The 17,914-nt window shown below is 59.3% G+C and carries 14 protein-coding genes; 3 read left to right on the top strand and 11 right to left on the bottom strand.

What is annotated here, in order from left to right:
• The first annotated feature begins 121 nt into the window (after positions 1-121).
• On the top strand, positions 122-739 hold the full coding sequence (locus U9R81_RS03275) for a hypothetical protein (RefSeq protein ID WP_322494096.1): 618 nt from the start codon (positions 122-124) through the stop codon (positions 737-739).
• Positions 740-772: 33 nt separating this feature from the next.
• Here the strand turns inward: U9R81_RS03275 and U9R81_RS03270 are convergent, their stop codons facing one another.
• The 5 genes from U9R81_RS03270 to U9R81_RS03250 all read right to left on the bottom strand — a co-directional run bounded on the left by U9R81_RS03270 (position 773) and on the right by U9R81_RS03250 (position 3,522).
• Positions 773-1,246 carry an anti-sigma factor gene (locus U9R81_RS03270; protein ID WP_322494095.1) on the bottom strand — a complete coding sequence of 158 codons (474 nt, stop codon included), beginning with the start codon at positions 1,244-1,246 and terminating at the stop codon, positions 773-775.
• Positions 1,247-1,249: 3 nt separating this feature from the next.
• Complete coding sequence (locus U9R81_RS03265) at positions 1,250-1,924, bottom strand: RNA polymerase sigma factor (RefSeq protein WP_322494094.1); 675 nt, start codon at positions 1,922-1,924, stop codon at positions 1,250-1,252.
• A 153-nt stretch (positions 1,925-2,077) separates the two neighbouring features.
• On the bottom strand, positions 2,078-2,290 hold the full coding sequence (yidD, locus tag U9R81_RS03260) for a membrane protein insertion efficiency factor YidD (RefSeq protein ID WP_066788495.1): 213 nt from the start codon (positions 2,288-2,290) through the stop codon (positions 2,078-2,080).
• A gap of 4 nt (positions 2,291-2,294) precedes the next feature.
• On the bottom strand, positions 2,295-2,933 hold the full coding sequence (locus U9R81_RS03255) for a 4-vinyl reductase (RefSeq protein ID WP_322494093.1): 639 nt from the start codon (positions 2,931-2,933) through the stop codon (positions 2,295-2,297).
• Between the two features lie 79 nt (positions 2,934-3,012).
• Entirely contained in the window at positions 3,013-3,522 is a 510-nt protein-coding gene (locus U9R81_RS03250; protein ID WP_322494092.1) for a MogA/MoaB family molybdenum cofactor biosynthesis protein, read from the bottom strand.
• A gap of 375 nt (positions 3,523-3,897) precedes the next feature.
• Between U9R81_RS03250 and U9R81_RS03245 the strand changes: the two genes are divergently transcribed.
• Both U9R81_RS03245 and U9R81_RS03240 read left to right on the top strand, forming a co-directional pair.
• Positions 3,898-4,290, top strand: a complete 393-nt coding sequence (locus tag U9R81_RS03245) for a metal-sulfur cluster assembly factor (protein WP_322494091.1) — start codon at positions 3,898-3,900, stop codon at positions 4,288-4,290.
• Positions 4,287-5,291 (top strand): amidohydrolase family protein, encoded by a 1,005-nt coding sequence (locus tag U9R81_RS03240; RefSeq protein ID WP_322494090.1) that lies wholly within the window; start codon positions 4,287-4,289, stop codon positions 5,289-5,291. The genes U9R81_RS03245 and U9R81_RS03240 overlap by 4 nt, the downstream gene beginning before the upstream one ends.
• A 48-nt stretch (positions 5,292-5,339) precedes the next feature.
• Here the strand turns inward: U9R81_RS03240 and aroQ are convergent, their stop codons facing one another.
• The 6 genes from aroQ to U9R81_RS03210 all read right to left on the bottom strand — a co-directional run bounded on the left by aroQ (position 5,340) and on the right by U9R81_RS03210 (position 17,911).
• Positions 5,340-5,801 carry a type II 3-dehydroquinate dehydratase gene (gene aroQ, locus U9R81_RS03235; RefSeq protein WP_322494089.1) on the bottom strand — a complete coding sequence of 154 codons (462 nt, stop codon included), beginning with the start codon at positions 5,799-5,801 and terminating at the stop codon, positions 5,340-5,342.
• A gap of 41 nt (positions 5,802-5,842) precedes the next feature.
• Positions 5,843-10,996 (bottom strand): NEW3 domain-containing protein, encoded by a 5,154-nt coding sequence (locus U9R81_RS03230; protein WP_322494088.1) that lies wholly within the window; start codon positions 10,994-10,996, stop codon positions 5,843-5,845.
• Positions 10,997-11,006: 10 nt separating this feature from the next.
• A complete protein-coding gene (locus U9R81_RS03225; protein WP_322494087.1) occupies positions 11,007-14,795 on the bottom strand; it encodes a right-handed parallel beta-helix repeat-containing protein in 3,789 nt (1,262 codons plus the stop codon).
• Between the two features lie 144 nt (positions 14,796-14,939).
• Positions 14,940-15,935 carry a sugar phosphate isomerase/epimerase family protein gene (locus U9R81_RS03220; RefSeq protein WP_322494086.1) on the bottom strand — a complete coding sequence of 332 codons (996 nt, stop codon included), beginning with the start codon at positions 15,933-15,935 and terminating at the stop codon, positions 14,940-14,942.
• Between the two features lie 186 nt (positions 15,936-16,121).
• A complete protein-coding gene (locus tag U9R81_RS03215; RefSeq protein WP_322494085.1) occupies positions 16,122-17,042 on the bottom strand; it encodes a DMT family transporter in 921 nt (306 codons plus the stop codon).
• Positions 17,039-17,911, bottom strand: coding sequence for a hypothetical protein (locus U9R81_RS03210; RefSeq protein ID WP_322494084.1), 873 nt, complete (start codon positions 17,909-17,911; stop codon positions 17,039-17,041). The genes U9R81_RS03215 and U9R81_RS03210 overlap by 4 nt, the downstream gene beginning before the upstream one ends.
• Positions 17,912-17,914: the final 3 nt, after the last annotated feature.

The following is a 17,914-nucleotide window of genomic DNA, read 5'->3' as shown; positions in this document are numbered from 1 at the left end:
ATCAGACATAACGATAAGGTCAGTGCAGCCCTCCTCGCTGCTGCCCTTGCACCCTCGTCGCTGCGGGCAACGACCTGCGTTATCGTTGGTTAGTTACCCATTCCGCCAGAGGAGCGCCCCTATGCTGGCCCGGATTGCACTCAGCCTACTGCTTGGCTTCATTTGCGGTACAACTGGCCTCGTCTTCATGCCCGATTTAGCTCGCGTGATTGGCCCGTTCATCTGTGTGGGCGAATTGCAGCCCGATCGGAGTGAAGGCGTGTTGCAGTTTCGCTGCCGCACCGTCAATGGCGATGAACAACGTCTCGATCTCAAACAGATATTGCCGTATGCCATTATCAGCACATCGTTGCTCTTGATCCCGCCAGTGCATACCGCCATTCGCCGCTTCGAGCGGCGCTATTCGGCGATTCGACAGGCCATGGATCGTGATTTAGCCACGTCAGTGCCGGTGCGCGCTGAGCTGTTGAAAGTGGAGACTGTTGGTTCGTATAAACGGGCCATTTTGATGCGAGCGGTCGAAGTGGAGTTGACGCTGTGGGTCTACCCGCCGGCTCAGCGCCCCTACGAGGCGCGCGCATACTGGTTGGTAGAAGAGGCTGGATTGCCCAATCTACGGCGCAGCGCGATGCTCAATGCGCGGATCAATCCATTGCGCCCGCAGCGCGTCTATCCGGCGGAACCGTGGGCGACATACCTCTGGCATGAACAAGCGCCGGCAGGGGGGGGAGGGGAATGATAAGGGGCGGGTGTCAAACCCGCCCCTCAGCATCTACGACGACGATTGTTTGCCACCGATCGGTTTCAGTTCAGGCTGCCACGTATCGAGCAGAATCCAGAGCACGAGCGCCAGCAAGACCCAATGCAATTGGTCGCGGATGAGGGCGGCGATGCTAACGAATTCACGGGCAAAGGGAATGGTCTCGTACAGCGACTGTAAGAGACGGGCAGGCAACGCTTCCAATTGCGCGATCAGCGAGCCGGCGCCAAGCTGAAACCAGACAATCTGATAGAGATAGGCAGCGCCAACCGTTGAGACCAGCACCGCGAGCGCAATCAAGCCAATGGCAAGATAGAAGCGCCAACGCGGCAGCGGCGTCGTGGCTGGAGCAGGGTTGGGCGCGGCGTTTGGCACCAATTGCAACAGCCGGTGCGTCAATTCAGGCGGCGCCTCCCAGCGTAATTCGTGGCGGAGCGCCGCATCGAGCAGCTCTTCTGGTGGTGGTGTTGGTATTGGTGTAGACATAACTCACCTCCTTCCCCACCCCGGTAGCAGGCGTAGCGGCGTCATCCGTAGCGACTGATCATCAGCCAGTTTCGGCGCCGGCTGGTTCACGGTGCGGGTCGCTGGTGGCTCATTCGTCTGCAACAATTGCGCGAGGCGCTCTTTGCCGCGCCGGATATGGCTCTTCACGGTATTGAGGGGCAGGTCAAGAATCTCGGCGATATCGGTATACTTGAGATCCTCAAAGTAGTATAACGTCAGCACCAGCCGGTAATGCGGTTCGAGCTGTTCAAGCGCGCGGCGCACTTCAAGCCGCAACTGGTTCACATCAAGCGATTGGGCCGGATCGACCCAGCGGTCAGGGTCGGTCACGGTATGCAGCGCATCGAGCTCTTCGTCATCGGTAGCGGGTGGCACAATCGGCGCTTGCCGTCCGCGCCGGCGCAATTCGTCGCGGCACAGATTCACCACCAGCCGGTACAGCCACGTGGTAAACCGGCTCTCACCATTGTATTGGGGCAAGGCGCGGAAGAGCCGGATAAACGCCTCTTGGGTCAGATCAGCGGCGTCGTCGGCGTTCTTGAGCACGCTCATTGCGATGCTATAGACATAATGTTGCTGACCGATGATCAAATCGGTCAACGCCTGTTGGTCGCCTTGTTGGGCGCGCACAATCGTCTCGCGAGATGGTTCAGCCACCGGTTTGCTACTCCTGACGCCGGGAGGGCGTTATAGGCGCGCTGCCGGATCACAGCGGCGGACTGGCTGATGAATAGACGACGGCGCGGCAGAAAAGGTTGCGCGCAACAGAAAAAGGTGAGCGCCGCGTACATCGCGGCGCTCAGCTCTACGTTACGGCACTGGATCGTACCCGCCGCGGGCGAAGGGATGGCAGCGCGCGATCCGTTTGATCGTCAGCCAACCGCCGCGGAGCGCGCCGTGCTTCTTAATCGCTTCATAGCCGTAGTGCGAGCAAGTGGGGGTATAGATACAGCTCGGCGGCGTCCACGGCGAGATCGCGACCTGATAGAAGCGAATCAGTTTCAAGAGCAGCCAGCGCAACATACGCTTACTCCAGCGGATCCTTGCCGATGGCAAAGGCGCACGACGAGCAATTACCCTGCCCCATGCACGAGATCTGCTCAACCGAGAAGCGGCGGCCACCGCTTACCCATGCAGTTGCCTCTTCGAGGATGCCGCGGGCGATGTAAAACACCGGGCCCGGCTCAGGGCGCGTGATACAGTTCGAGCAGCGGGTGATGTGGTACACAAACCGTCTGCGCTCTTCCTCGACATGGCTCGACTGGTCGGAGAAGCGGTCAAACGTTTGGGCAGTGGCGTTCAGCACGATCTTGAGCTTCATGGTGATCGGCATGAGTTTCAATGCCAGATCAGCCATGCCAAGCAGCGGACCGAACTCCTTCAGACCAAGCGAGAAGGCGACACGCCCGGCGCGCAACTCAAGGCCGCGCGTTCCACGCGGCCCGTACATCGTGCCGAGCGCCACCGAATACTTCGAGATGGCTTCGAAGGGAAATTCGCGCTTGAGGTCGTTCGGCGGGTAGGCGTCGATGTACTGTTGCAGATCGGCAAGCCGGAGCAGGGCCTTCACGCCGTTCTGACCCATGACTTCCTCCAGCGACAGGAAGCAGAGTCGGCCGATCTTATTAGGATAGTACAGGCCGCGGAAGGCTTCTACTGACGTCATGGGTTCTCTGGCTCCTTCTCACAGCTACGAAGAGAACGGCTCTTTGCAGTAACGCTCATACTATAACAGAAAATAGCGATTAGCGCACAGTTTCCCAGACCAGATGCGCCAATTCGGGCAAGATGAGGCGATTCATGCCGAGCTGAACCGCGTTGGGCGAACCGGGCAGGCAGAAGATAAGCGTTCTGCCAAAGACGCCGGCGGTTGCGCGCGAGAGCATTGCTGCTGGCCCAATTTCGGCAAATGACAACATGCGAAACAATTCGCCAAAACCGGGCAATCGCTTCTCGAGCAAGGCGTCAATCGCTTCAAAGGTACTATCGCGCCGGGCAATGCCGGTGCCGCCATTGGTGATGATGACTTTGCACCCTTCAGCGGCAAAACGATGCACCATCTCGACGATTTGCGCCGGTTCATCTCGCACCACGGCATATTGTACCACATTGTGACCGGCTTGCGTCAGCGCTGTGCAGATGTAGCGACCACTCTCGTCGGTCGCTTCGGTGCGGCTGTCACTCATTGTCAGCACCGCGCAAGGGATTGAAGCCGTCTGTGTCGCTGCTGCCTGACGGTGTTCTTGATGGCCCATAGTACGGTTCCTCGCCGTTCACAAGTCTATTGTATCCTACCATAATTTGGCCGGTTGTGTCCAATAGATAGCGATTCTGGCGTCTCGGTAGTATTGAAGGCAAGAACGCCGAAACGGTCGGGCGCCGGCATTGAACAGTTTGTTGTGGCGCCACCTCTGCGGTGGTTGGCAGCCTTAATCTTCCAAAAATAGGCAAAATTTCCGCACCATTACCTTGCAAGTAACTTGTATTCACTTTGGGAATATGATATATTGATTCTAGATCTTACTTCTTGTATGCGTGCAGCCGCAACGCAGTGCATCTGCTCCTTCGTCGTTCTCCGGCGTCGCCTCAAGAACGGTGCTCTCTTTCCGTGTTTTTGTGAGGAGGTGTCAATGGCAGATACCGCAACCGCTGGAATTGGTCACGATGACGTGATGGCCGTGCTGCGCCAATGCTACGATCCATGCTGCAAAGAGCGACAGGTGAGCGTCGTGGATATGGGCCTTGTCGAGCAGATACGGATCAATGGCCCACAGGTTGATATCGATATCATCCTCACAACTGGGTGGTGCCCGTTTGCTTGGCATCTGCTGCAAATGATGGAAGAGGAGGTGAAGACGCTGCCCGGTGTCGAACAGGTGCAGGTCAATATTACGTGGGATACGCCGTGGTCGCCCGAACGGATGTCAGCCTTGGCCCGTGAGCGGCTGCGCTTGCCGCTCGAACAGTTGTTGCCGCTGCGCGAGGCGCGCAGGCAGGGCGCGCAGCAGGAGGGTGCGCCATGATTGATGATACCTTTGTCTTTGATGGCGTCTGTCACGTGTTTAATTTCGATAAATCGAACGCCTTCGGCAAGCCCGGTGAGATGTTTATCGAGCATCTCTACGCCTTCCACCAAGTGCTCAATGCCCCCGGTGAGAAGACGCTCAGCCGCGAAGAGTATATGCGCGAGTGGCACGTCGATGAGATTGGCCGGATGGTCTTCGATGAGAGCCCAACCGACATGATCATTGCCCAGCCTTTGCCGCTGACCGATCTGTTCAAAGATGGCCTCTCTGCATGGGAACGCTGCGCCGACATGGCTCGTCGCTACCCCGATCGGGCGATCTTCTGGGGATCGGTCAATCCGCTTGAGGGCAAGAAGGCCCTCGACCTGATGGAAGTTCAGGTGAAGGAGTATGGCGCGCGCGGCTTCAAGCTCTACAATGTGCGCTACGATTATGGCCAGCCGTTTCCGTGGCGTATGGACGACCCGCGGGTGGCGTTCCCGGTTTTTGAGAAGGCGCTCGAATTAGGGGTGAATATTATCGGCGTTCACAAGGGGGTGCCGCTCGGCCCGCAGCCGGTGGAGCATACCCAAGCGTGGGATATGGACGGCGCGGCGGCCAATTTCCCTGAGATCAACTTTGTCATCTTCCACGTGGGCTTGCCCTTTATCGATGAGATCTGTTGGCAGTTGGTACGTTATCCCAACCTGTACGCTTCTATCGCCGCCACCGTCAATTTTGTTGTCCGTTCACCGCGAGTCTTTGCCGAGACGATGGCCAAACTGCTCTTCTGGTGTGGCGAAGATAAGATTATCTACGGCGGCGAGTCGCCGATCTGGCATCCGCGCGGCGCACTCAAGGCGTTCTGGGAGTTTGAGCTGCCCGAAGATATTGTGCAGGGGTATGGCTGCGGCCAGTTGACCAAAGAGGCCAAGAAGAAGATTCTTGGCCTAAATCTGGCTCGCTTGCACGGGATTGACGTCGAGGAGAAGAAGCGCAGTCTTGGCTTGGCGGCCTAGCGTAACTCTTGGCGCACAGAGCAAGAGCAGCTCTGTGCGCCTTGCCATTTATCCCTGCGTTGTTCCGTGCGCAGGTAGCCGTTCAGCTAACAGCCATTCCAATGCCAGTAGATAGCCGCGCCAGCCGAGGCCAGTGATCTGGCCGCGCGCGATTGGCGCGATCACCGAAGTGTGGCGGAAGGCTTCGCGCTGGTAGACATTTGATAAGTGAACTTCAATGATCGGCGCTGAGAGCATCGCTAACGCATCACGCAACGATAAGCCATAGTGGGTCAGCGCCCCCGGATTGATAATGATACCGAGCGCATCCCAGCCGTGCGTCTGAATGGCATCGACCAGCTCCCCTTCATGATTGGATTGAATGCAGACCACGTTGACGCCGGCCGCCGCGCCGCGGGCTAACAGCGCAGCGTCAATGTCGGCCAACGTCGTGGCGCCGTAGATCTGTGGTTCGCGCCGGCCCAGCATGTTAAGGTTGGGGCCGTGGATGACTAAGATGGTTGGTGGCATTGTCATTGCTCTTTTGGCGGCAGCGCAGCTCGCTGCCGTTACTACCGGCTCACAACCGGAATAAAGACCGTTTCGCCGTAAATGGCTGCTCGGTAGAGATAGATCATCGAGAGCCGGATACTGCTGTGTTGGCTTGGGTCGCGCCGCGAGGTGGCCGTCAAGACCATATCGTGGCGCAATGCAAACGGTTGGATCGGTGGTAAGTTGATTGTGACGCTGATCCCCACATCGCTTGCGCCGCCGTTGAGCGTAACCGTGCTTGGCGTGATCGTAACGCCAAACTTGCTGCTCAGCCCGCTGGCGGTGAGATCAAACGTGTCGGTGTCGTTGCCAAGGTTTTCCAGCACAATCCCGCTAAAGGTCATCTGGTTGGTTCCCTCCGGAATGCCGCGTAGCCGGTCGCTGCTCAGCAAGACGCCGGTGACCAATCCAACCCGCACACTGTCAAAAATGGTGCTCTTTACATTTGCATCGGTCTGCGAAGTGGCCGTAACCCGGATGCTGCTCAGGTTGAGATTGGCAGCTAGCCCGCCCGGCAGGGTCAGCAATACGGTAATTTCGCGACTCTCTCCCGGAGCGAGATTGACTTCGTTGGGGAAGACGCGCACGTCATGCCCATCGCCTTGGATGGCAGCGATGGTGTAGGTGTCGGCGCTGAAGCCATTATTGCGCACCGTGTGGGTGATGACCGTGGTCGCGTTCGGCAACGCAATCACGCTCCGCGACGGTTCGAGCAATACGTCGCGCAGTGCGCCAACTTGGACGATATTCTCGGCGCTGGCCAACACGGATGTGCCGCCGGCTGCCCGCGCTTCCACCGTGATCGGGTTACTTGTGCCGGGTGGAGTGCTGGCCGGGATAGTGACCGTCACCGTGATCACGACTGTGCTGCCCGGCGTCAAGACCGCAGTGGTGGCTGGAGTTACAGTCGGGGTTGGCCAGCTTAGATCGGCGCTGCGCGCGCTCAGATCGTAGGCAATGGTTGATGAACCGCTGTTGCGCAAGGTATGCGTGAAGACGACCGTTCCCCCCGGTACACCGTTGGCCGTCGTGCCCGCCGAGAGCGCAGCCCCATCAATGCTGTTCACGGTAACGCTATCAACCACCTCGGCGCTTACCGCCGGATTGCCTTGCGAGGTGGCGCGGATAGTGGCAGTTGCAGTTGTGCCGGCGGCGATGCTGGTCGGAACCGTGATCTGCACGGTCACAGTGATGGCAGCGTTACGTGCGAGGATAGGCGTCGTTACCGGATCGACCGTCCCCGTCCAGCCGCTCGGCAACCCGCTGAGGTTCAGGTTGAAGCGATCGGGTGCGTTGCCGGTGTTGGTCAAGGTATGCGTAAGGGTGATGGTCGCCCCCGGATTGGCGTTCGCATTGAGTGGTGTCGGCGCGAAGCTCAGATTGCGGATCGTCGTTACCGTCACCGTGGCGGGCGTACTCGCCGCGCTATCGGGCGCAGGCGGGGTTTGGCCGTCGTTGCGGGCAATCGCTCGCATTTCGACCGGCGTATTGCCGCCGTCAGCAGTGGCCGGCACTTCTACTTGCAGAGTATAGGTGCAGGTGCTGCCATTCGCCGGCACCGGTGATGGGCAGGTAGTGCTGCTGCCGGCGAGGTTCCAGCCAGCAGGCAAGGTTTGCTCGAAATCAAACGGGGCCGGCGCATTGCCGCCGTTGCGCACAGTGAACGTGATGGTGGCCGTCGCGCCGGGGTCAACCGGGTTGGGGGTTACGATGGGAGCACCCACAAAGACCGGTGTGCCGCCGCCGATGACTTGTGCCGTGCCGGTAGCGGTCTGGTTGGCCGGCGGGTTAGCGCCGCCGGTGACACCAGCTTGGACGGTAAAGTTGTAGAAGCCGACCAGCTCGCTGGCGCCAGCGGTAACGGTAAGGGTGATTGGGCGCGATTGCCCGGCGGCCAAGGTGAAGTTACTGGCTGGGGCGGCGGCAAACGTCAAGCTGGAAGCAGGTGTTGTGCCGGTTGGCGGCGTGATGATAAAGGTATCGGTAAAATTGCCGGTATTCGTGATCACATAGCTAAACTCAACCGAGCTAGCCGGTGTCAGTTGGCGGGTGGTGGGGGTAAGAGCAGTAAACGCGAAGCTGCGCACCACCGGCACGCGCACGGTATCGGTAGTTGCTGGATCGCTCTGCTCGGTAAAGAGTTGCGCCCCTTGCTGGCTGGTAGCGCGTACGCGGAACGAGAACGGGTAGTCGCCGGCGAGCAACGAGCTGCTAGAGGGTGTATTCGCGACGATAGTGAGCGTCGTTGTCACGCCGGGGGCTAGCGTCGTGCTGCCGAACGTCGCCGAAGCGATCGTCCAACCCACCGGCGGCGTGCCGCTAAAGACCGGCAAGCCGCTGCTGCCGTCAGGCCGGATTATGCTCAGATTGCCGGTGAGTTGGCCGGTGTTGGTGACGGTATGGGTAAATGTGACCGTAGTGCCGGTGCGCTCAATAATCTGGCCGGGGGAGACGACCGGTTGGGCCGGAATGATCGTCACCGCCTGCGCGACAGTAGTCAAAGTCACGCTATTCGAGACCGTCTGATCGCTGCGTGCCGTCACCGTTGTGGTGTCGATGTCGCCGGCGCTGGCGGTGAGCGGCACCGCTACACCAATAATAATCTGCACACTGCCAGACGGCGGCACTTCCACCAGCGCCGGCCCGCTCGTCCAGCCGCGATTGCTATCGAGCGTCAGACTATAGGTGCGCGTCACCGAAGCGGTATGGCTCAGCGTCAGGGTATACGTGGCTGTGCCGCCAAGGCTGACCGAACGGCTGGCGCCGCCGATGACGGTGAGCGTGGCGTTTGGTGTGGCGCAAGCATCGGTGGCGTTGACGTCAAGCGCGTTTGAGAAGGGCGAGCTATTGCCGGTGGTTGGGTTGTGGACGGTAGCGGTGATGAACCCCAGACAACCGGTAATATTGGCGCTAAAGTTCCCGCCAGCAGTGGTCGTAACACTGGTCAGGAAGATCGGCCCCTCGCGGTCGCGATCGGTGATGCTGGCGCTGGCGGTAAAGATTTCGACCACACAACCAGCGCCACAGCCAGTTGTGCCGGTGACGATAGGCGAACCGGCAGTGATCGGGTTAAAATTCGGCGCCGTCAGATTGCCGTTCGCATTATTGCCAAGTCCTATGCCGTCGCCTTCATTGTTTTGGGTCGTATTGCGCGAGATTAGCACTCCGGAAACATTGTCAGCGACGAAGATTCCATGACCGATGCCAAGCCGGCCATTGCGCGCCAGCCGATTGCCGATCAATTGGTTATTGTTGCTATTGATGGTAATGCCGTGAGTGGCGTTAAAGGCGGTAACATTATTTTGACCAGCAAAAGCAATGAGGTTGTTCTCAATCCAGTTACCATTCCCGCTGGATACTAGAATACCGTCTTTACGAGTCGTTGTGCCGCTGCCCGGTGTCTCGCTACTCGATGCGCGCACACCAATGCGGTTGCTAATAATTTGGTTGTTGTTCGCATTACTCAGATTAATGCCGAAATCCACCCCACCGATCAGATTGTCGCGCACCGTCGAATTGCTCGCGTTGCTAATGCGCACACCGCGGCTATCGGGCACGATGCTGCTAGCAAGGATACCGTTGCCGTCAGCGCGCACGCCGAGATAATTGCCCTGCACCGTGTTGCCGTTGGCGGTACAGGTTGCGCATGGTTGGATCAACACCGCGGCCCCCGAACCGGTGGCGACGAAATTGCCGGCTGCGATCACGTTACGATCGGCGAGGTTGGGGCCGCCGATCACTGAATTGCTGCCGTTTTCGATCCAGACAGCGGCGTCACCAGTGCCATAGCCCACGGTTGGTTGGCTGATGGTCGTTGTGGTGGTCTGCGTGCCCAGCGGATCGGTGCCTAGATAATTCCCGCGCACGATGGTATTGCCAGCCCGAATCCGGATAGCATTGGTACGCGACCCGGCAATCACGTTGCCCGGCCCGATGGTGGTATTGACCGTATTGCGACCGACAAAAACCCCTTCGCCGCCAGCGGTTTGGTTTACTGTGCCGTTGCCTGCCGGAAACGGATTGCCGCTCGCGTTGAGGGCAACGCCGATATAGTTGCCGGCAATAATGGTAGGGCCGGTCGCGAATTGGGTATCACTGATGATAATCCCGCCGTTGGTATTGCCGCTGATATAGTTGCGCCCGCCTACCGGATCAGTTGGGTCACCGATCACAGTATCGATTGCACCGTACGTTGCGCCGCCGGCAATCAAAATGCCAATCCGGTTGGAAATAATCGTCCCGCTCGGATTTACCCCGATCCAATTGCCGGCAATGCGGGTATGACGCGGAATGCTTGGCGCGTCGGGACTAGTTGTGTTGCTGAACAATCCGATCCCGGCGGCATTGGCGCCGGTATAACCGCCAATTAGATTGCCGCTAATCAACGTATTGCGCGCATAATTTTCAATCGAAATGCCGCCTAAATTACCGGCTGATGGCGTCGTCACTAAAGCCGCGTCGCCACTGATCGTTGTGCCGAGGTAGTTACCGAGAATCTGATTGCCATTCAGTATGGTCGTGCTCAGGTTATTGGCTATTCCTATGTCCGCTACCGCATTGCCGCTGATCACATTCCGATCAGCGGGATCGCCGGTGCCGATCCGGTTATTGCTAGCGCCATCGTCAAGTAAGACGCCGTAACCGGTGTTAGGTTCAGGCAGACCATTGAAATGACCAATCCAGTTATCGGCTATCAGATTGTTTTGCGCGTTGTTTCGCAGGTAAATTCCGGCGCCGCCGCTAGAGACGGCAATGCTGCGGCTAAAACGAATGATGACCAAGCCGCGAATGACATTGTTGTTGGATGCGATCACGAAGCCATGGGCCGGAATAACTTCATTACTAGCGTTGCGCAACTGTTCGCCGCTAATGATCACGGTATGCCCGCTGCCGCCGTCGATGGTGGTATTGCCTTCGGTGAGCGGCGGCAAGCCAGTATTCTGCACATAAATGGTTCCACTCACGCTAAAGGTAATCGTGTCAGGCACGCCATTGCTATTGGCAGCAATGATCGCCTCGCGCAAGGTGCAACCGCCGGGAGCAGTCGTACACGCGCCGTCATTGGTGTCAGCCAGTGAGTTGACGACAAACGACGCTGCCAACACCGGTTGCGCTGCCGGAATTAGGCCAACGAACAGGATGATTAGGAGCGCAATGCGCAGATGGCGGTGCATAGGGCCGCTCCTAGCGAGTCACTAGCGGTATCCAGACTGCCGGCACTGGCACGCCCGACGAATCACGCACGACGGCCACGTTTTGCACTTCGGCCCCGCTGAGCGGTTCATTCGAACCGGGGATCGAAACCCAAATCCGCAATGTTTCACGGGTGCCGGGCAAAATCAGCTCGCTGATCCGCACCCGCACGCGCAACACGATTTGGTTAATCTTGCCGTTGCCAGCAACATTGTCGAGCGTTACCGTGTTACTGGTGATCGTAACGCCGCTGGTGCCCGCCTCAAAGGCGACTAAGGTGCTGCCACGGCTGGCGGCGAAGTTAAGCTGGAAGGTGGCCCGCCCGTTGCTAGTGTTGCGCAGGGTATGCAAGAAGACTACTTCGCGTCCGGCTTGCACATCCTGCTCTTGATTGCTGCGCAGTTCAGCGGCGTAGCGCAGGCCAACGCTGGTCGTGTCGGTTATGGTGATCGTCCGCGCGCCAAATCCGCGCGGCGTAGCGGTAATGACAGTGGTTGCGCGCACCGGGTTGCCGCTGGCATCGGCAGTCTGTGCGCCAGAGGGAACTGTAATCTGCACGGCAATCTCGGCGCTGGCTCCCGGCGCCAAGGTGATGGTTGGCGTAAGCACAGTCGTGTTGTACGTGTCTAGCCCAATTAAATCAGCGGTTGTGGCGCTAATATCTACCGGCACGGTCACGTTGCCGTTGTTGGTGATCTGGTGGCGATAGATGTAGCTGTTAGACGGCAAAACGGTTGCGGCGCCGGTGGCCGGATTGGCCGTGAGTACCGGTAAGGCTTCAACCGCAGTGCGCAGGGTTTGGGTGATCGGATTAAGCACCGGCGCCGTCAGCGAGACGGTAGTGGTATCCGTAATCGGCACCTGCACAGATGGATGGCTGCCGGTGGGGAGGGTAAGGGTAACAGTCAGCAATTGGCTCGCGCCGGGTAACAGCGTGAAACGTTCGCTCGGCGCGACCGTCGCCGTCCATCCGCTCAGCGTGCCGGTTGCCGCGAAGCGGATTCGATTGATCCCCAGCGTGCCATGGTTTTCCAACCGCAGCCGGTATGTGATACTGCTGCCGGGTGCGGCGCTCTGTTCAATGGGATCAATTGGAATGAGGCGCAGATCGACTGTGGGTGTAAAGACGCGGAACACCGAGGTGTTGCCGAACCGATCAGTTGCGGTAAAGAGAAGCTGGCGGTAGGTTTGGGGTGGGGGGCTGAGTGTGGCATTAAAGACGCCAGCACTGGTTGCGCTCGCGCTGGTCAGCGTTTGCCAACCCTGCCCATCAGGCGTCGCCAGACTGGTATCATCACCATAGATATGGATCGTGCAGCCGGCGCAGGCCGATACCGGATTGAGATCTTCTTCGCGTTCGGCAGTGCTGGCAAAGACATTCCCCCTTACGGGCCCGTCTTGGAAGACTTGGAAGTTCAACGGCGGATCAATACTGTGGTTCGGGAGCATAAGGTTTTGATCCGGATCAGGTGGCGTTCCGCTGTACAATGTCGTGTTAGCCAGTTCAATTCCGCCGAGGATGTTAGCCGCCATCTGATTTTGGGTGATCGTTATCCGGCGCGCCGTATCAGTCACCAGCACGGCGTAGCCAGCATTGGCGCGCAGCCGGTTGCCGTTGATCGCCACACCGAGGCTGCTGCCGCCTACCTGTATGCCATCGCCGCCGTTCTGCTCGATCGCATTGCTATCGTTGATAGTCAGATTGCGGACGTCGGTCAGGTGTATGCCATCGCCAGCGTTAGCGCGTATCTGATTGCCGCTTAGCGTTGCAGTGGCAACATTCGTAAGGCGGATACAATCCGCCGCGTTTAGCTGTACCAGATTGCCGCTCAGGGTGGCAGTCGTCACATTCGTCAAGGCGATGCCGGCGCCGGCAGGGCGGGCCAGCGGATTGGGGCCGCCAGCCGGATCAGCCACCCAGCCAACCTGATTTTGCTGGATCGTGATCGAATGGGCATTGCTTAGCTCAATCCCAGCGGCACTGCCGTTACCGCCAATCGTATTGTTGGCAATGGCGACTTGTGAGGCGTCAGTGACGCGGATCGCAGGGCCGGCGTTGGCTGCGGCAACGCTATACGCATCGCCGGTTGCGTCTCGGCGCAACCCCAGCGTATTGGCACGGATAGTAATGCTGATGCTGTTCGTGCCGCTGATGTCAATGCCGGGGCCGCTGGCGGCGGCGATGATATTGCCGTTCGTGCTGCCGATCGTCACATTCTGGCTATCGATTACCGCAATGCCGGCGGCGGCGCTGCCTAGCGCCGCGCGGCCATCGGCGCTCAGGCCGATGATATTGCCGTCAAGGGTGGCGCTGCCAACGTTGCGCAGCCGGACATCATAGCCGGTATTGGCGGCAATTCGAGAATTGGTCATCGTCACCTGCGCCGTGCCGTTGAACTCAACGCCGCCAGCGTTGGCGAAGGTGGCAATGCTGGCAGGGAGCACCCCAACGAAAGCGTTCGTGATCGTGACACTGCTCACGCCGCCGCCAACCCAGATCCCCGGCCCGCTATTGCCGCCGATGCGCACATTCGCCGTTGCGCTGCCGATAATCGCATTGCCGGCGCTCTCACTGATCCGGATGCCGCCTTGCCCGTTCGGTCGCGCACTCGTAAGCCCGCGATTTAGGCCAATGACGGTATGACCGCTTATCGCAGTATTGGCCGGCGCCGCGCTGCCACCGCTCCGCGCCTGAATGCCATAGCCGTTGTTGCCGCTAACCACTAACGGGAAAGCGGCGCTAGCACTGCCGATCACCGTCCCTTGCGCTCCGTCTTCGATCCGGATGCCGTCGCCGCCATTGCCAACGGCAGGCTCGCTGTCGAGGTTGATCCCGATCAGGTTGCTGCTAATCGTTGTGGTATAAGTTTGAGAACCGCTAATGAAGATTCCGCTGAGACCGTTAGCGCCAATAATATTGCGTTCCGCATTAGTCGCGCCGCCGATCACGTTCAACTCAGCGCGTCCGTTTAGATCGCTAGCTGCATTGCTCAAAATTTGGATGCCATGACCGCCATTGGGCCGGGCGGCAGTAGCACTCGTGTAGAGCACACCGATCCGGTTTGCTCGCATCGTGTTCTGCGAAGCATTTTCGATGAAGATCCCGTTAGCAATATTGCCAGCAATGGTATTAGGGGCTGAGGATGCGCCGATCTGATTATTGCGCGCATTAGCGCCGATAATCATGATGCCGTTACGGTTGCGGTTGGCGTCTGGAGGTATGGTTCCATCGAGTTGCAACCCGATATAACAATTGCGGATTGTATTATTAGCGCTGCTAATGTAAATGCCGCTGCCACGGTAGCCACCCACGTCGCTGCTCGCGCCATAAATCGCTAAGCCATCGATAATCGCGCTGCCGCCGTTCAACACGAGACCAGCGTTAGCGCCATTGGCATTAATCGCTACCTGTGGCGCACTAGCCAGTACATTGGCGCTGATCGTGACATTAGCGCGGGTGATCGGCGGCAACAGTTCGCTCAAGGTGATGATGTAGGGCGCGCTCGCGACTGAACCCTCTGTCACCAGATCAAATGTGATGGTAATCGGGTTCGTGCCGGGAGTAGCATTCGCTTTAGCGATCGCTTGGCGCAGGCTGCAATTGGCATTCACCAGATCATCAGTACAATGACTGTTGATGTTTGTGGCCGGATTGTCGGCTAGGGTGTCAACGAAGAATTCGTCAACCCCTGCCTGCCCAAAGCTCAGGCGTGGCCAGATCAGAATGCTACCAAGAAAAGCAATAGTGAAAATTAGTCGCCAATATCTGCGCGCGTGCATGCGAACTCCTTGCGCCAACGAGCGGCGCGCAGTAGAAGGAGCGGATCAGCTCTCTTCAGATACGTTCTCTTCCAGTTGCTCTTGATTGTAACATGATGCGCAGACCGGCTGAAGAGCTTAACAGACAGGAATTTAGTCCTATCTTTACAGTTTGGGCAAGACGCCGATCGTGCGCAGGTATGCAATCGAAGCGGCGTATTGCTGGTCTTCGTACAAGCTGATCTGCTCTTCGCCGGCGCCGCGTTCCCATGGCGTGCGCCAATCGTCATCGCGCAGGCGCATCGTTTGGGCAAAGAGGCGCAAGACCGGCAAGACTTCGCGCACGTCGCAGGGTGGGTAGCCTCGCCACCAGTCATCGTCGAGAATGCGCACGTGGCGGGCGCTGTGGCTGACCAGCTCGATCTGGCAGGCGACGTCAGGGGCGTATTTTTCAATCTGGCCCAACAACCGGCGAATGTCGAGATCGCCTTCGCCAAGGGCGCAGCGCACCAGCCGCCAGCCTTGGGTAGTTGGGTAGGTTTCGTAATCGGCAAGGTGAACATTGCGGATCAGCGGCCCAAGCCGTTCGACTGCTGCGTAGGGCGTTTCACCCACCACCAGCGTGTTGACTGCATCAAAACAGACCCCAAGGTACGGGCTGTCAACCGCGGCGCAGATTGCGGCCAGATCGGCGCTGGTAGCGTCTTGGTGGTTCTCAACCGCCAACACCACGTTGTGTTCGGCAGCTAGATCAATGACTGCGCGCAGCCGCTCAGTCACATCGGCCAGATAGGCAGGCCAATTGTCGGTGAATGGACGGCGGTAGCCTTCGAGCACTGGGCTAATCAAGACGCGCAACACGCGCGCACCGGCCATCGCCGCTGCTGGGATGTGGCTGCGGAGCAAGTCAACATTTGCGATCTCGCTATCGGCGACCGGCGTTAAACCGCACAGATTCAGCCGCTCGCGCAGCGCATGCAGCCGTTCAGGCGCTAGGTCGGGCAACAGGCTGAGCGGAAATTCAATGCTCTGCAAACCGGCGCGCGCGGCTAGTGTCACGATATCTTCCACGTCGAGCGGATGGCTGACAGCGCGCGGGGTGCCGCGGCCGATCAGGCCGCAGCGATAACTGAAACTTAAAGCGGAAAGACCGATCAACACCGCCGAACCTCAATGCAATCTGGTAGACCTTTATCATACCACAAGTGTGGCAAGCGGGTTGCGTATCCGAATGGAAGCTCTCACCTTCATATAGGGCGAACGAGGAGTGCAGCCGTCACGCTGCCGCACTCCAGACTAGCATGGCGCTGGGATGCGGCAGCGGAATGACCGCACTCTATCCGCGCTTTATCCTGTCGCTTGCTGGGCAGTGCTCTCTGGCGCGCGCTGTTCGGCGATCGAGGCGATGGCAATCCCGCTGAGCAAGAGTACGATCCCGCCGAACTGCAACGGGGCTAGCGTTTCGCCAAAGAGGATGAAGGCGAGCAAAGTCGAGCCGATTGGTTCGCCGAGAATGGCCACCGCCACGTAGGTGGCTGATAAGCTGCTGAGTGCGTAGTTGAAGGCGGTATGGCCAAGCAGTTGCGGGCCGATGGCTAAACCAAGAATGAAGAGGTAGACATACGGCGGGAAGCCGAAGAATTGCTGGCCGGTGGCGATGGCCCACACCACTAAAACCACCGCCGCGCTAGTGTAGACTAGCCAGATGTACGTCAGTACCGACAGCCGCCGGCGCGAATCGCGCCCGATGAGCAGGTAGGCGCTGGCGGTAGCCGCGCCAATCAGCGCCAGCGTATTGCCGAGCAGCGGGTTGCTCTGGGTTGGGTTGGCGCTATCACTCACGCTGATCGCAATTGTCCCGATCAAAGTCAGCGCAATGCCGAGCAGCGTCGTCCAGTGCAACCGTTCGCGGAAAAAGAAGAGCGAGGCGATCCCGACCCAGAGCGGGTTGGTTGAGACGAGCGCGGCGCTGCTCGCTACCGAAGTATATTCGAGCGAGCTGATCCAACTGGCGAAGTGAACCGCCAAAAACGCGCCTGCTCCCATGCCAAACAGGACATCGCGCCGGCGCAGCCGGCGAATCTCGCCGCTGGCCCGGCTCAGCGCGATGGGGGTCAGGATCAGCGCCGCTAGCCCCAGCCGTCCGGCGGCAATGCTAAGCGAGGGCATGCCAGCACCCTGCGCGTAGCGGATCATGATCGACGCGGTGGAAGCGATCAAGACACCGGCGAAGAGCACGGTGTACAGCCATAAACGATTCCGGTTCATGCGGTTGCTTTCGTCCAGCGCACCAGCGGCGCGGCGACCCACGTGGGGGGCGGCGTCTGGTACAGTTGGGTGGCATCGCTCGCCACCAGATCGAGTATTTCTCCGTGGAGAGGGCCGCGCAGGAAGCGGAAGACCTGTCCGGCGTCGCGGGCATCGCTCTTGGCACGCACGCAGTGTTGGTTGTAACCCCAGTAGTCACCGGCGGCGAGCAGATGCATGCCTTCTTCGATGGTGCGGCGGGCTAATGCCAACCCGCCGGCCTCTGGGGCCAGTGCTTGGTCGGGCGGGTCGCCGTAGCCGATGCCGTGGTGGAACGGATCGGCGGTCGAGACAATCACCGCATCGCGGGCCAGTTCGACTAGCTCGTCAATGCTCGGCAACAGTTCGGGATGGCCGCCGGCCAGATATGGATACCGCTCGATTACCTGCGGCCCGCGAATCCCGCGCCGGCGGGTTTCCAGCTCCCAGAAGAAGCGGAAGCTGTAGAGGGCGTGGTCAAGCTGCCATTCATTGCCGCGGTCGAGACCCGGCCCCTGAATGCCCCAATACCGTTCGGCGGCAGGCGATCCGCCAGCGGCGACTCGGCGGCGGGCCTGTTCCATCTCGTCATTCCAAGCGTGCAAGACGCTGATCACCAGCACCCGGCTGGCCCCGCTATCGAGGCAGGCATGGACGGCGGCGGCAATCTGGTGGCCGCAATCGGCTACCCCAGCGTGCGGAAAGACAATCACGCCGCCGGTGGCCAAGGTGGGTGCGAGATCCCACTGGCGAGCGCGGTCGAGCAACTCGTAGCCGCCGCGCTCGCCGAGCGCCTCGTGTTCAGCGCGGTAGAGATCGTGAATCGCCTTGTTCAGTTCGTCGCGGCGCATCGC

The sequence above is a fragment of the Chloroflexus sp. genome (assembly GCF_034435895.1).
In the GTDB taxonomy this organism is placed as follows: domain Bacteria; phylum Chloroflexota; class Chloroflexia; order Chloroflexales; family Chloroflexaceae; genus Chloroflexus.
This window is presented reverse-complemented; position numbering and strand designations above follow the sequence as displayed.